Annotated in this window: 11 protein-coding genes and 2 tRNA genes; 5 read left to right on the top strand and 8 right to left on the bottom strand. The window is 43.7% G+C overall.

Annotated features, from left to right (window positions below; translation table 11 throughout):
• Window positions 1-162: 162 nt before the first annotated feature.
• Window positions 163-711 (top strand): RNA polymerase sigma-70 factor, encoded by a 549-nt coding sequence (locus GFS24_RS16440; protein ID WP_153661091.1) that lies wholly within the window; start codon window positions 163-165, stop codon window positions 709-711.
• On the opposite strand, the gene GFS24_RS16435 is transcribed toward GFS24_RS16440, so the two are convergent.
• Together GFS24_RS16435 and GFS24_RS16430 are read right to left on the bottom strand one after the other, a co-directional pair.
• Window positions 685-2,427: a glycoside hydrolase family 9 protein gene (locus GFS24_RS16435; RefSeq protein ID WP_153661089.1), complete on the bottom strand. Its 1,743-nt coding sequence runs from the start codon at window positions 2,425-2,427 to the stop codon at window positions 685-687. The genes GFS24_RS16440 and GFS24_RS16435 overlap by 27 nt on opposite strands.
• Window positions 2,428-2,476: 49 nt before the next feature.
• Window positions 2,477-3,220, bottom strand: a complete 744-nt coding sequence (locus tag GFS24_RS16430) for a murein L,D-transpeptidase catalytic domain family protein (RefSeq protein ID WP_253906498.1) — start codon at window positions 3,218-3,220, stop codon at window positions 2,477-2,479.
• Window positions 3,221-3,901: 681 nt separating this feature from the next.
• Here GFS24_RS16430 and GFS24_RS16425 point away from each other — a divergent pair.
• The 4 genes from GFS24_RS16425 (at window position 3,902) to GFS24_RS16410 (ending at window position 6,447) form a co-directional block, all read left to right on the top strand.
• Window positions 3,902-3,975 (top strand) — tRNA-Lys (locus GFS24_RS16425).
• Window positions 3,976-3,979: 4 nt separating this feature from the next.
• Window positions 3,980-4,054, top strand: a tRNA-Phe gene (locus GFS24_RS16420).
• Between the two features lie 467 nt (window positions 4,055-4,521).
• Window positions 4,522-5,604, top strand: coding sequence for a slipin family protein (locus GFS24_RS16415; protein ID WP_153661085.1), 1,083 nt, complete (start codon window positions 4,522-4,524; stop codon window positions 5,602-5,604).
• Window positions 5,605-5,649: 45 nt separating this feature from the next.
• Window positions 5,650-6,447 (top strand): SDR family oxidoreductase, encoded by a 798-nt coding sequence (locus GFS24_RS16410; protein WP_153661083.1) that lies wholly within the window; start codon window positions 5,650-5,652, stop codon window positions 6,445-6,447.
• Here the strand turns inward: GFS24_RS16410 and GFS24_RS16405 are convergent.
• From GFS24_RS16405 to GFS24_RS16380, 6 genes are all read right to left on the bottom strand, one after another.
• Window positions 6,444-6,815, bottom strand: coding sequence for a helix-turn-helix transcriptional regulator (locus tag GFS24_RS16405; protein WP_173003101.1), 372 nt, complete (start codon window positions 6,813-6,815; stop codon window positions 6,444-6,446). The two genes, GFS24_RS16410 and GFS24_RS16405, sit on opposite strands and share 4 nt — an antisense overlap.
• A 69-nt stretch (window positions 6,816-6,884) precedes the next feature.
• Window positions 6,885-7,526, bottom strand: a complete 642-nt coding sequence (locus GFS24_RS16400) for a Crp/Fnr family transcriptional regulator (protein WP_153661079.1) — start codon at window positions 7,524-7,526, stop codon at window positions 6,885-6,887.
• A 152-nt stretch (window positions 7,527-7,678) separates the two neighbouring features.
• Window positions 7,679-8,044 carry a hypothetical protein gene (locus tag GFS24_RS16395; protein ID WP_153661077.1) on the bottom strand — a complete coding sequence of 122 codons (366 nt, stop codon included), beginning with the start codon at window positions 8,042-8,044 and terminating at the stop codon, window positions 7,679-7,681.
• A gap of 348 nt (window positions 8,045-8,392) precedes the next feature.
• Window positions 8,393-8,785, bottom strand: coding sequence for a hypothetical protein (locus tag GFS24_RS16390; protein WP_153661075.1), 393 nt, complete (start codon window positions 8,783-8,785; stop codon window positions 8,393-8,395).
• Between the two features lie 67 nt (window positions 8,786-8,852).
• Entirely contained in the window at window positions 8,853-9,761 is a 909-nt protein-coding gene (locus GFS24_RS16385) for a PorP/SprF family type IX secretion system membrane protein (RefSeq protein WP_153661073.1), read from the bottom strand.
• 12 nt (window positions 9,762-9,773) lie between these two features.
• The gene (locus GFS24_RS16380) at window positions 9,774-15,356 is read right to left on the bottom strand and encodes a gliding motility-associated C-terminal domain-containing protein (protein ID WP_153661071.1); all 5,583 of its coding nucleotides are present in this window, start codon (window positions 15,354-15,356) and stop codon (window positions 9,774-9,776) included.
• Between the last annotated feature and the right edge of the window lie 26 nt (window positions 15,357-15,382).

Here is a 15,382-nt window from a genome sequence, read left to right as displayed (position 1 = left end):
GGACAAACAATAAAAAACAAACCGTTACTCCCCTGAAAAAAATATTATTCTTTGGTGAAATCCTGTTTTCCTTGGAAAATTAGCGCTTAAATTTCCTTACATTTAACTTACATAAAATTACAAGGGTCTATTCCACTTTACACACACCATACGGACGTTGAGTTGCTCTCCTCATGGAAAAAGGGCGATCAGGCTGCATTTGACGCCTTGTACCAGCGTTATGCCGTGATGTTATTAAAGAAAGCATATGAAAAGACGGGCAACAAAGAAACCGCCCGTGAATTTGTACAGGAAGTTTTCCTGGAGGTGCTGGAAAGGAAAGACCGGTTGGATATTCACACTTCTTTTAAAGCATATATTTTCACCGCACTGCGCAATCGCGTGCTGAATTATCTGCATCGCCAATCCATCCATCATAGATATGAAGTGTACCAGGAAACCCGTCCTCCTGCCATGAGCAACGATGTGGAATCCTATCTTTCCCATAAAGAACTCACACACCAGGTATCCGATGCCATCCAGCGGTTACCGGAGAAATGCCGCCAGGTATTTATATTAAGCCGCGCAGAAGAACTAAGCAATAAAGAGATTGCTGAACGCTCCGGGATTTCCGTGAACACCGTAGAACAGCATATGCGTAAAGCATTACGCCTCCTCCGCAACGGATTACAAAGAACGCCGCTGCTAATTATTCCTTTCATTTTCTTTTAATGCCAGCAGGTAGATCAATGATGCCGTACCATCCATGGTAGGTTCATTTGTACTGTAATCCCCGTAATCATCGTGGTACACTACAAGGCTGCTTTGAAATGCAGCGTATTCATCCGGGTCCGCTAAACGGATACCGAGAAGGCTGTTATAAATAGTACCATACACTGGTCCATCCACCAACCCTCCGTCAATCGGGTAATTCTTCAGATGTGTAAAAGCAGAATGCGGATCAACTGGTGTATCTCCGTTAGCCGGCAAACCATATACCATACTGGTACCCCAGGGATTGCAACCAAACAGCCAGTCTACATTTGCCTGTGCCAGTGCGGCAAAGGAATCGTCTCCGCTCAGTTGCTGATACCAGTAACACTGGATAGCAAAGGAAGTGGTCAGGTTATTACTGCACCAGATGAAAGGCACTCCGCGATAAAAAGCATTCTCCTTCGCCTTCTCCCAAACCCTTTCCACACCGGTTTTATAATATTGAATGAGTTGTTGTTTGGCAACTCCTTTGGAACGTTTCGCTAATTCGTAATGCCCGATATTAATGAAGGGATACCACTGATAATGACTGGCGGTATCTTTACCCAGCCATGGAGTAACCGGTTCTTTTGCTGCATATGCCTGCCCTGCGTTTAAGAAGTTAAGATGTGCTGCTGCCAGTTCCATATCATCCGTCCAGTTATCTTCTGCGTAAATGTAAGGGGACAATACAGAAGCCGTTTGTTGTACACCGGGCTTTTTCACACCTAAGTTGTAAGCAGTATGAGCCCGTTTTAATAACAGGCTCGCATAAGTTGGATCACTTTTTTGGAAGAGAGAATAAGCTAACGCGAAAGCACTGGAGAATTTGCCCGCTGTAGAAGCCACGCCGGTGCTTTTATTCATCTTATTATATTTTACGCCCTGCACCTGTGGTTCTCCTGAACAAAAATAGACCGGCCGCTCAAAACCCTTTCCGTAAAAAGGATCTTCTCCTGGAATGCGCATGCCTTTATGGTCCCTGTCATCTGCTATCTGGTTAAAAAGCCAATTCTCCTGTGGGTGCATTTTCAATAGCCAGTCCAATCCCCAGCGTGCTTCATCCAGCACATCTGCTGTTTTGTTCTTTCCCGGCAGGCCATTGGCATCATGCAGATCACCAAATACTTTCGGAAAATCCCGGTACGCAGCGAGTAAATGATAAGCCGTATTCGCAGAGGTGGTGGAGTATTGCAGGTAATCACTCGCATCGTGCCAGCCCCCTATAGCATTGATATGTGTACTGTCCGGCATGGGACCATAGAGTGTGTAACCATCAAAAGTATGACAGGAATCTTTGAGGAAGGGATTGAATCCGCAACGCTGCTGACGCAAATAACGCAGGCAGAAATCAGCGGAGCCATCATATACATTTTGGGCGATACGGAAGTGAGGAGAAGAAGTATTGCCTGTTCTTAACAGGTAAGTGCCCGGCGTTTTAAAAGAAGAAAAATCCAGGCGGTAAGATTGTTTAAAAGGACCATAACTGCCAAACGCTTTTCCCGCAGCAGCTTTGAATACTACTTTGCCGGAAGCAGAGTCCAGCAATTCAAATGATTGCAGCATTCCATCTGTGAGACTTCCCCACACAGCCACTTTAATACCCGCAGGAAGATACCCGAGTTGATTGATCCGGATATAATCTGCTTTTGCAGTAGTGGCGAATAAAAGAAATAGGAAAATACAGCGTTTCATCGTGGCCAGTTTGTCTATGTAAGATAGACAAACTGTTTATAATGAACCGTTATGCAGCGTGTTGCAACATCCTGGAGGCAGCGATATATTTCTGGTCAGGACTGTACATAAAGAGGCAGGTACCATTCTGGATCTTGCTGATGATCTTTTTATGCAGTTTCACCGGAACCGCGGGGCATCCAAGACTGCGGCCGATATAACCTTGCAGGCGGGCCAGCTTTTCATCTACATAACTGGCAGCATGCATCACGATCCCTCTTTCCATGGCATTGGAATTAATACCATCTTCTTCCCCTTCCAGTTTTAAGGAATAACCATGTTTCCCTTTGTAAGTACCGCCGGTAACATAGAATCCGAGACTGCTCTGAAAGCTTTCCTGGGAGTTGGAGAAGTTAGTCGCCATGTCCTTACCGGAATTACGTCCGTGAGAAACAAGCGAATTGAACAACAACTTACCCGAGGCAAGATCTATCACGAAGAGGCGCTTTTTAGAGGAGGGGAGGCTAAAGTCTACGATAGATAAGATCTCATCGTTCTTCAGTTTTCCTTCTTCCAGCAAACGCTCATATCCTTCCAGTGCATATTGATATGCCTGCTGGGAAAGGCCCAATGAACCTAACGCCAACTGATCATACAACATGGCCTTAGCAGATACAGCTGCTTTTGCAACAGTATGCTTTACAACACCGGTCGTTTTTTTACCTATGGAAGAAACCTTCAGGCTTAATAAAGAGGTAAGCGCCAGGAAGGGTAGTATGTATCTTTTTTTACTAAATCTAATTTTCATTTTCATCCGCTACATTGCTTTTACTAATTAATAAAACGGTTTTTCTGATATGTTATTGCAGTCTACAAAGATACAGATTATTTATTATTTGATACTGTTGTTAAATCGTTAAGTGTCAGGAAGATGTCAAAATTGAGGTGAAATGGGCCTTTTTTGGTGAAAAACCTACCATTACGGTTGTCCTTTAGTTGAATTAGCGCAAAAAACATCCATTCTATGGATTGAAATAAACGCAAATGATCAACTCACTTCGTCACGCAGCTAAGTACTATTATGGATGAATGCATGCCGCACAAATTTTCTTTACAGTCTGCTGCATGCAAAGTTTTTGTTTTATAAAATTTAGTTTCATCTTTGCATCGTTCAAATAATTAAACACATGCAACGCTTTATCAAACATACAAATCAGATACAAACAGATAGTCCTGTACGGGGCTATGAAGTTTGCGGCGCATGTTATGTAACAGAATAAGTTTTATTCGATATAACTAAGGCCCCGCAAGCAATTGCGGGGTTTTTTATTTTCAGGATGATGCGGTTACGATTTAGATACATACCAGGAAAACATATGATTGATCAAAGATCAATATGGCCTTTTTATGTCCTTACATAAATAATTTTATGTTTGGAAAATAAAACCCGGCCGTTCATGCGACCGGGTTTTTTGTTTTGAATAATGCTGGTTATTGGTTCGTAACTCAAGTGGTTAGAGTACCGGTCTTTTAAACCGGGTGTTATGAGTTCAAGTCTCATCGGGCCAACAAAGGACAAGTAGCTCCAATGGTAGAGCAGTGGTTTGAAGCACCACCTGTACAGGTTCGATTCCTGTCTTGTCCACCAAACATTGATGTACAACATCAATGAAAGAAGGTTGCAAACATTATTAACAAACCAGGTGAGGGTTTCTGTATAGCCCCATAGTACAGTGGTAGTTTACCGGCTGTATGCTGTTGTGATAATTGTTGCATTCCATTAATCTGTGGGTCGAAGGTTCGAATCCTTCCGGAGCAAAAGCTCCGTAACTCAGTTGGATAGAGTAACAGCAAACGCGGGGTAAAATCCCGCACTCACAAAGGGTGATTTGAAGGAGTTAGACCACTCCTTAATAAATGGTCTGCCACAAAAAAGTCAGTGACGCTTGCCGTATAGTTCGGTGAACGCTCTGCAAGCGGATGTAGAGGTGATGCGCATTCCTGTTACTTGTTATGATGAGTTGCACAACTACCAGGTTTAACATCATTGAAATCCGCTTCCGTGTGAATTGAATGGAAAGCATAGCTGACTTTTTAAAATTAAAAATTGTAGAAATGAAAAGGGTTACCATTAACGCGTACCAGGTTGGTCTGGTCTTCAAACGCGGCGTGTACAAAAGGATGTTGACGGAAGGAAAGCACTGGCTTACCTTTTCTGAGGATGTCGTGTACCACGATAAGTTCCAGATCTTTAATCCTGCACAGGAATTAAATATCTATTTGCAGGATGCTGCATTAGCAGAAGCCTTGCAGGTGATTGAAGTAAAAGACAATGAAATTGCGTTGCAATACGAGAACGGTCTGTTAAAGAAAGTATTAGCACCAGGGCGTTATGCTTACTGGAAAAGCCTGATCGAATATAAGTTCGTTCATGCGGACATCAGCAAGATCGAGATCACAGAAGACCTGAATAAGGCCACTTTGCAAAGCAAATTGATGGCGCCATATGTGTTTTCCTATACAGTAGAAAGTTACGAGCAGGCATTACTGTTCGTGGATGGTAAGTATGTACAAACCTTACATGGCGGAACATACCTCTGGTGGAAGACCAACATGATGATAAGCGTCAGGAAAGCAGATACTCGTCAGGTACAACTGGAGATCAACGGGCAGGAGATCTTAACGAAGGATAAAGCCGGATTAAGAATCAATGCCTGGGTGCAGTACAGGGTTACAGACATTATAAAAGCCCTGTTGGAGAACAAGGACTGTGAACGTCAGTTGTACATCATGGTTCAGTTAGCTTTAAGGGAATACATCTCTGCTTTGAGCTTTGATGAATTGCTGGAAAAGAAGGACAGCATCAGTCTGCATGTGGATGTAGCTGCATTAGGGGTGGAAGTATCTGCCATTGGTGTAAGGGATATTATCCTGCCAGGGGAGATGAAAGACATCATGAACCAGGTATTGGTAGCGGAAAAGAAAGCGCAGGCCAATATCATCATGAGAAGGGAGGAAACTGCCAGCACCCGTAGTTTGCTGAACACTGCTAAACTGATGGAAGATAATCCCATGTTGTTCAAATTGAAGGAGATGGAATATGTGGAGAAGATTGCTGAAAAGATCGATAGTATCAGTGTAAGCGGAAATGGTGTGTTGATCGATCAGTTAAGACAGATCTTTGTTACCCAAAAATAAAAAGGAGTTGGCTGGTGTATCGGCCGGCTCCTTATCTTTATAGGCATGAAGCATTTTGCAGATAAAGTGATCTGGATAACAGGCGCCTCCTCCGGACTGGGAGCAGAGCTCGCAGTGCAACTGGCAAAAGAAAAAGCCCGCCTGATCCTGAGTGCCAGGAACGAAACCGCTCTACAGGCTGTTCAACAACAGTGCCTGACCTACACCACGGATTGTATTGTACTTCCCACAGACCTGGTCAATGATCCATTAGCATCTCTCACAGTTAAAGCCCTGCGGGCCTATGGTCATATTGATATCCTCATCAACAATGCCGGTGTTACACAACGTTCCCTGGCTGTAGACACAGCTGAGGAAGTAGATAGAACCCTCATGGAGATAAATTTCTTTGCCCCCGTATCCCTGACCAAACATTTATTACCACATTTCCGGCAAAGGCAATCTGGCCACGTGATAGTGATCAGCAGCATGGCCGGGCTAATGGGATTCCCTTTACGCACGGCCTATTCCGCAGCCAAACATGCATTGCATGGTTACTTCGAAACATTGCAGGTAGAACACACCATTCCCGGATTACATATTACCATCATCAGCCCGGGCAGGGTCAACACGCCCATCTCTCTGCATGCCCTTACAGGCACCGGTAGTTTGCATGGTCAGATGGATAAAGGACAGCAGAATGGTATTCCTGTAGCTGTATGTGCTTCCAGGATACTGACAGCAATAGAAAGAAAGAAAAGGCATCTGATCATTGCACGCTCTGAAAAACTGCTTTGGTATTTGCGAAAGTTTATTCCTCCTTTATATTATTCTATTGCAAGGAAAGCCGGGCTGAAACATTAACCAAGCCCCGGCCTGTTTCTCGACAGTATCTCTATCTGCAGAATAGAATGCTGAACAAGCTGGCAAAGCAGCTTATTAATGGCATCCATTTTTGATACCAGCTCCGGCAGGAATTCCTCCAGTAAGGAATTCGGTGTTTTACCTTTCATAAGAGCAATGAGGTCTTTTTCATCAAAGGCAAATAAGTTCTCCAATGTAAGGCCATATATTGCCACTATCCTTTCCAGCCGTTTAATGGGAATACTGGAAGCGTCCTTTTCGAGGCCTCCATATATAGTAGTGGAAACGCCTATTTCGTCTGCTACTCCCTTTTGTGTGAGTTGGTGCAGTGCTCTTAACAGGAAGAGTTTTTTACTGAGGTCTTTCATATTTGTGGATTTACATAATAAATGAGGTTCAAAGTTAAACCTCATTTATTACCTAAATCTTGATCTATATCAATATTTTCCGGCTCTTATCCGGCTGAGTGTTTCAGCTGAAATATCCAGGTAACTAGCTACCCGATTAGCCGGCACACGAGTAAAAATGTCCGGAATTGTTTCCAGTAACCGATTATATCTTTCTGTGGCGTCTTCCATAATAGAAGAATATACCCTTACATTATCCTTCACATGATAGGGTATAATGGTTTGTAGTCCAATAACATTAAACTCCACAAAATTAGCATAGTGCCACTGTAGCATTTCGTGAGACATTGAAATGCAGATCGCCTCTTCATGCACGTATATACCTTCATAACTTTTTATTTGGTTATGAAAACTTACTACAGAAATAGCCATATCACCTTCAATCAAAAACCATGAAATTCGTTCTCCTTTTTCACCAACATAATAAGCCCATAAAGTACCGGAAAAAATAAAATGTATATCACGGTTTATTTTTCCGATCTCCAGCATATGCTGTTTTTTCTTAAATACCTTTACCTGCGAATGCCTGATGATGGAGTTCCATAAATCTTCACTAACAGGGTAGATCATATTGAATCTCTCAAACAATACTTTGTAAATAGCTTCAATGATCTCAATGCTTAATTTAGATGCACTTTTGTGAATGTTGTACTGAGGCTGTTTTTCTGACATACGATACCGTTTTTAATTTTGAGTAATTAAATGGGTCTCGGTTCGATGATCAGTCAGATACGAATAATAGGGTGGGGCAAATATAGTAAAATCCATAAAAAAGGCCGCACCTCAAAGAGGACGGCCTATAGTATAAAAACTATCTTTATTTATTATTCAGGATCGGCAACTACTGCAACCGGCTCTAACACTGAAGCATTCAGGATCAGTTCAAATCCTTTGCTCATGTTCATCTTCACATTTTTATCGATCAACCAACGTTGCACATCACCATTCTCATTCAACAACTGCATTAAATCTATCGCAACAGCGGAATCCCTGATATCATTTTGTACTTTACCTTTTTCGATCTCCATCGTAAACTGGTAATTGTACTTGATCTTATTGGCAGCAACTTCAAATTCTCTCTTAGACAGCGCTAAACGTTGCTCCTCAGCCAAAGATTTTTTCAGTAAAATCTTGATAACAGGTACGTATTTTTTCCACAACTGCTGATATCTCCCAATTTCGTTGTTCATATATGTTTGATTGTTTTTTAAACAAAATAATGCGCTAAATGATTCCTTTTCTCTTCTGGTGAATTACAAACGAGGACGGTTGATCGTAGGCGAAGGGAATTAATATCTGGCGAAATAAAACATTCACATAGCTGTAATCGGAGGTAAAGATACGGATTTTGATGGCTTTCAGGGTATTTTAAGGCACAAAAGCCCTTTCCCAAACAGCAGTGGAATATGTAAATAACTGTTAATCAACCAATAGTGGAGATTTATTCATTTCTGCAAAGCCTAACATAGTGCAGATAGTGTATATATGTCCTACATCATGTAAGCTCATCCAGATCAATAGCTTCCGCAGAAAAGTTCTTATAGATCCTTTCCGGTGCAAATCTTAGGGATTCCGTTCAGGCGGGTATGAGAAAGAAACTTTTTCCCCATATAAATAGCCCGTTTCAGCAAAAAGTTCTCCTGTAACAAAGCAGAATCGATGCGATAAAAATGCTGTCCTTCATCAGAAATAAGGTGATCATTTCCCTGGTAGACCAACGTAAACGATTCACCGCCATCATCTTTACGAAACCGCAGTTCCTTATCCCCAGGCACATAGGTCCCTGCATACCGTTCTTTAAGATCGTGATCTGCATGGACGTAAAATCTCTCAAACACCAGATCATCCCGTAAATAGATGATCTCTGTGGAGTCTTCTGAGATAAAAAGGTCCTTTGCCTTTTTTGTGGAGAAGTCATCTGCGATACCCATACTGTCCTCGTGTTTGATAATATACCTAGCAAAATCGGGGCCAGTGTAAATGGTTCATATTCAAATCTCATTCCCCATTGAACAGGTTAACGGTCAAGCCTAGTGTAAAACTATCTCCCAGGTAATTTTTCAACCCGGCTGTCTGAGAAGTATAGATCAACTGTAAGCCGAATCTTGTACGATAGTTGAATCCTGCGCCCACTGTAAAGTTCTGCGAAGTATGATACATCCCGAACACATTCACCCAGTTGTTCAGCAAAACAAAATTGGCACCCAGGTCAAATACATTATCAAAACCCCGCACGCCACGGAAGCAAACCTTCGGCTCAATAGATGTTGTATGATCTCCCAGGCCGATCTTGTAACCTGCTGCAGCAAACCAGGTATCACTGTTTGCAACATCTTTATTCTCTGATTTAAAGTACCCGATTACATTGGGTAATGCAGCCTGTAAGGTCAGATGCCCATCCGTGTAGGCCATGCCGTAATCTATATCGAAATAATTATCGCGGCGGTTAAATGCACCGAGCGAAGGATCTCCTGCGTTGCCATTTACTTTGGAAAGATCTAACCTGTCATTCCGCAAACCAGCGGACAATCCAAAATGCAATTGCTGCCGCCCGCTGTTATTAAGGGGGAGATGATAGGCGTAAGTGAGCGAAACCCTGGTGCGCGTAATTAAACCCGCTTCATCACGGAATATATTCAGCCCTGTACCTACTCTTTTGCCCACCAGGTAATCTGCGGTAAATGCCATGGCAATAGGAGCGCCTGGCACATCATTCCACTGCCGCCTGTAAGCGCCATTCAGATGAAGTCCTGTGTCAACCCCTGCAAATGAAGGGTTTCCCAGGTATTGGTTGTGGAAATATTGTGTGCCCATCGGTGCTACCTGTGAACTGGTATTACCAAAACTCTGTGCTATGGACTGCTGCGCCAGCAGGCAAAAAACTACACTCCAGATATATCTTTTCATAACCAGTATTTTTTATTTGTCACGAATAATAGTGATGAAACCTTTTACTTTTGGCTGGCCCGGGCCAAAGTCCAGCAGGAAATAATAAGTACCTTCTTCCAGTACCCTGCCGTTCATTTTACCATCCCATTCATTCTGGTATCCACGTTTGTTATAAATGAGCCTGCCGGAGCGATCGAAGATCTTCAGTTCATTATTGGGATAACTATCGATGTTCTGAATAACAAAACGTTCATTAATGCCATCACCATTAGGTGACATCATATTGGCGCTGTTCACATTATGATCATCTACCACTTCAATGGCAATCTGCGCACTTGCAGAACAACCGGCAGCGTTCGATGCCGTTACACGGTAGGTGGCATTTTGCAGCGGACGAATATTGAGTACATTACTATTTTGCCCACTGATGATCCCCGGACTATTATCCCATACATAACTCACCCCGCCTGTTGCCGTTAAGGCAGCAACAATACCTTTGGACATGGTGGTTCCTTTATTACTGGTGATCACAGGCGCAGTCATAGTTGTTACGCTAACATTGAAACTACGCACTACCTGGTCTATCCCATTATTGGCAGTTCCGCCATTATCTTTCACCGTTACAGTGATCGTGGCATTACCATTGGCGGCGGCGGCAATCCTTAACCGGATGGCCGTATTATCCGCTGTCAGTTGTGTGAATAATGCAGGATTATTAGAACTGACTGTTACCGTTGTGTTTTGTGTTGTTTCAGGGCCAGGTGTAATACCTGCCAGCGGAATAATAACCTCTGCCGTTGTTGCACAATAAGGGCGGTCTGTAATAACATCCAATGTTGGAGGTTCATTTACATTGGTTACGGTTATCACAAAAGCTTTTTCGAAGAACTCTCCATTCTGCGCAGTAGACCTGATGCGGATATTATACGTTGATTTTGCTTCTGCATTAAAGGCCGCCGCAGCTCTCAGGCTATTGCCTGAAATAGTGAATGCACTATTGTCCGCACCACCCGCAGCTAATGTATAAGTAAACGTAGCGCCTGTTTCAGAAGAAGTAGACGACAACAATCCTACCTGTGCAGCCGGCTGATTATTCTCCAGGATCGTGTTATTACTTAAAGCAATATCAGTTGGAGCTTCCGATACATTGGTAAGATTGATCCGTACAGTTTCTGCTGTACTGGTATTCAAACCATCACTCACAGTAACCGATATGGCCAGCGAGGCGGTTGCTTCAAAATTCAGGTCTCCTGCATCATTCACTGTGATAGCGCCTGTGTTAGCATTGATCGCAAATGCAGGATTTCCGTCACCATCAGGATTTACATTGCTGGTGATGGTCCACTGCTGCAAAGTACCTGTTGATCCGGGATCTGTTCCCAGCACAGTACCCACAGCAGTTCCCGCTGCACTGTTTTCAGCAATGCTGAATACCTGGCCGGCTGTAACCACCGGCGGCACTGCATCCACCCACACATTCACCAGGCTGCCGGCATTATTAATACCGGTCTTTGCATCATTCCCTGCAGCATCTTTCAACGTTGCGCCGTTTAATCTGATGGAAGGCCCGATCTCAATACCGTTCCTGTCCAGGTCCCCGGCTTTCACAGTATATCTAAACAGGTAGGCATTCGTACCAGATCCACTCACATAAATCAATTGCACCTGCGTTTCTCCTATCGTGAGCAATATATATGGATCAGTAGCACCATCTTTTATAACGGCTTCATTAAAATTGACCGTGAAACTAAGTACCTCTCCTTCTTTCCATATTTTGTCAGCTGGTACCATTACACTTGTAACAACCGGTGCTGCTGCATCTATCCGTACGCCTGTGGTAACTGGTACATTATTTAGGGTGAGCACGGCATTGTTGCCTGCAGCATCCTGCAATGTGGCACCATTTAATGTAAGGTTACCAAGTGTGATGCCATCTGTATCCAGGTTATCCGTTACCACTACATAACGATACAGCAATACATTACTACCGGAGCCGGAAACATAAGTAGCCTGTACCGGACCGCTTTCCAGTTGAATCGTTATACTTGAAGCATTGCCTGTAACTGTAATGACCTTTGAGAAGCTAAGGGCGAAACTCAACACCTGGCCGGCAACATAGGTAGCATTCGCAGGAACCGTTACAGATGTAATGACTGGCGCACTACCATCTATTACCAGGTTCTTGCTGCCCGCTATGGAATTAGCAGATCCTGTTGCAGGCAAGTTTAATACTGCATCCAGCAGACTTCCATTGCGGATAGTACCGCCATTCAGCATCAACGCATTGGTTGCCGTATAATCCAGGTCACTGGACTCGTCTCCGCTTTCTACTGTATAATTGAAAAATAGCGTGCTGGTACCTGAACCACTGGTATAAGCAGCTGCACGGTCAGTTGTTCCGGTTTCCAACATGATCACGGGAGTACCGGTCACATTTACAGGCTGGTCAAATGTGACGGTCACCTCTATTGCATCTCCCAATTTGTAAGTGCCGTTCGCCGTACTGGAAGACACGTGCAGGATATCTGGTGTGGTAGGTAATACATGTAACACCAGGGTTTGGATCTCAGAAAAAGGAATGCCAGGCGTGTTACCCAGGTCATCTATTCTTAGGGTAATATTAATATCACCCACAAAACTAGCAGGTGGTACAAAATTCAATGCATGTAATGCTGCATTGATATTAGTGAGTGTACCGGTAAATTCCATTATCGCATCTGCGGTTCCATCTCCCGCAATAAATGTCAATCCGGTTGTGCCCGGCAAATTCAACAAACCGGCATAAGCCTCCAACCGCATATTGAGTATGCCATTACCTGCATCCACATCGCTGACAGAGAAGGGGTCCAGCACTTTGGTAATATTCATTAAAGTAGACTGATCAAATACACCGCTAATAGTAGGGGCATCGTTTACTCCTTCTACCACCAGATCGATGACCGCTGTAGATTCTTCATTGGTGGGTGTACCCGAAGTGCCCGGATCTTCCCCTGTAGATCCGCCATCATTGATCGTTACCGTTAAGGCCACAGTGGCCGTATTGCTCAATGCAGTAGTGAAGTGCACATTATTTGTGCTGATATAACTGTTGAGGGCAGTAAGGATCCCCGTTAGCTTCACTTCATTCGCTGAAACAGTATTGATCGTGATTCCCGCCATGGACTGCGTGCTGATCGTTCCGTTACTGGCTGGTACACTTAAAGTAACATCCACTATTCCTGCATCAATATCCGAAAAAGAAAAACCGCTGAGCGGACTCCGCAGGTCTTCTATTACATTGATGGATGCCGGCGCAGTAATGGTTGGCCTGTCATTCACCTCAGCTCCCAGGAGTTGAATATTCTTATCAGCTGTTTGTGCGCCTCCGCCTGTATTTCCAAGATCACTCACCAGTACATTGATCACCAGGAAGGAAGATTGATTTGCAGGGAATGCAAAAGCAACATTAGAGGCCCCGGACAAATAACTATTCAAAGCAGCATAAGTACCATCCAATATCAGTGTGCTTGAATTGTTCCCGGTGATAGTGATCCCTGCAACCGGATTCGCGATAAACGTACCACTGGCAGTTAGAAAACTAACCCTTGCTGCACCATTAGCTCCATCCGGATCTGTAAATGATATACCCGTCAGCAATTTACTTTCATCTTCTTTTACCGTTATGTTGTCAGGCGCTGTTAATATCGGAGGATTATTTACAAGCGTTATAGAAGCAGTCACATTAGCAGTGGCGGTAAGTACTTCTGTATCTGTCAAAGCAATTGAAATACTGCGGACATTAGTATTTGCATTATTACTATTGTTTGAATAAGTCAATGCCCTCAGTAAAGCAGTAACCGCTGCATGGGAAGCAGCGCTGTTCATTATTATTACCAAAGGCGCAGGTGATATACCTCCTGTGAAGGTGGCAAATATTGTACCTCCGATTGTTACATTCCCACCGGAAATACCAATTTGGCCAGGGCCGGTGCCCTGGTTTTCTATACCCAGGATATCCTGCCCGTTTACATGATTGGCTGTAAAATTAGCTACTAAGATTGCACCGTTAAAATCAGGTGAGTTATCTGAAGCAGTAGCATTGCCACCTGCATCTAATTTAGCAGCAGCTCCCCCTTCCGTGAAAATCGCCACATCTCCATTAAGGGTTGTAATGACCGGTGGAACATGGCCGGGAACAAAAAAGTTAAAGGTGGTAGTATCTGTAATGGCTGCCGTGCCCCTATTCTCCGAGTCTCTAAACAGATTAGCATCCAGCCGGATAGCATAGTAACCGTTTGAGGTGAAATCATCCGGAAAGTCGATCGTCCAGCTGAGGTTATTAGTTGTAGTAACAGATGGACTACCAATCGCCAGCGAGGTGACGAGACTATTGGTAGTTGTATTATACAGGTATATATTACCGGTGTTCTTTGTCACCGCTTCACTAAATGTTAAAACGATGTTTGCCGTTGAGGAAACATTAGTAGCATTATCTAAAGGGCTGGTGGAAATAAGCAATGGCGGAGGGCCGACCTGCCGCCAGACACCTGTCTGGCCCCCGACTCCAAAATTGTCTCTGTCAATAATATCCGCGTCCCCATCATTATCATAGTCAAATACAAATAGATTTGACAACTGCTCATTGATAAAATCGAAGCCGTTGAATGGCCCAGCTGCTGTAGTGGCATTCGGAGAAATGGTAAAAATCCCGCTGCCATTATTACTGGCGTATCCGAAACCCGTTGACATAACAGCTTCTTTCTGGAACAAAACATCCTGATCGCCATCGGCATCAAAATCTCCAAACAAGATACGGTTATGGGTGGTGCCAACATCCAACGTAGTGAAAGGTCCCGGGTCAAATAAAAAAATGCCGCCATTATTCTTCCAAACTCCTAATCCCCCATCTCTGTCAATAATATCCACATCTCCATCATTATCATAATCCACCACTGTGAGCGCAATCATTTGCTGGGTTAAAAATAGGAATGCTGTAAATGGGGTAGCCGGACTATTTGCATTATCAAAAGTGGTAAATGACCCGCCACCGTTATTTCTAATATACCCAAACCCAATGCCCATAGTATTCCCCGCCTGAAAGAGGATATCCTTGTCACCATCATTATCAAAATCCCCTGCGATCATCCTGGGGAAAAAAGTAGTCCAGGTGGCTGCGGTAAAAGGAGTCGCTAATTCTGAAAAACTAGTTCCGTTTTCATTTCGCCAGATACCCATTGTTGTGGCCGGGTCTGCGCCATTATCCCTGTCCAGGATATCCACATCACCATCATTATCATAATCGAAAACAAACAATGCGGTAGGTGAAATATTTTCACCTGCAAATGAAAATCCTGCAAAAGGGCTTCCCGCTGCGGTGGCATCTGGAAAGTCCTGATAAATCCCGCCGCCATTATTTTTCATAAATCCAATACCTGTTCCCGCCGTGGTGCCATTCTGATAAAGGATATCTGTATCTCCGTCTTTATCGAAATCACCTATAACCATACGGCCAGGATTGGCGATCGTCATTGTGAACGGGTCCGTTGTACGTTGGATCTGATTTTGTGCGAGTGCAATATAATTAGGTAATAACAACGCCAGGATCCCCAGCGCTTTCAGGTAAAAATGTTTCATATCAATTGATTGATACCGGTTCTTAC

Origin of the sequence: Chitinophaga sp. SYP-B3965 (assembly GCF_009647655.1) — a bacterium.
GTDB lineage: Bacteria > Bacteroidota > Bacteroidia > Chitinophagales > Chitinophagaceae > Chitinophaga.
The sequence above is the reverse complement of the archived record's forward strand: the minus strand, read 5'-3'. Positions and strand labels throughout refer to the sequence as shown.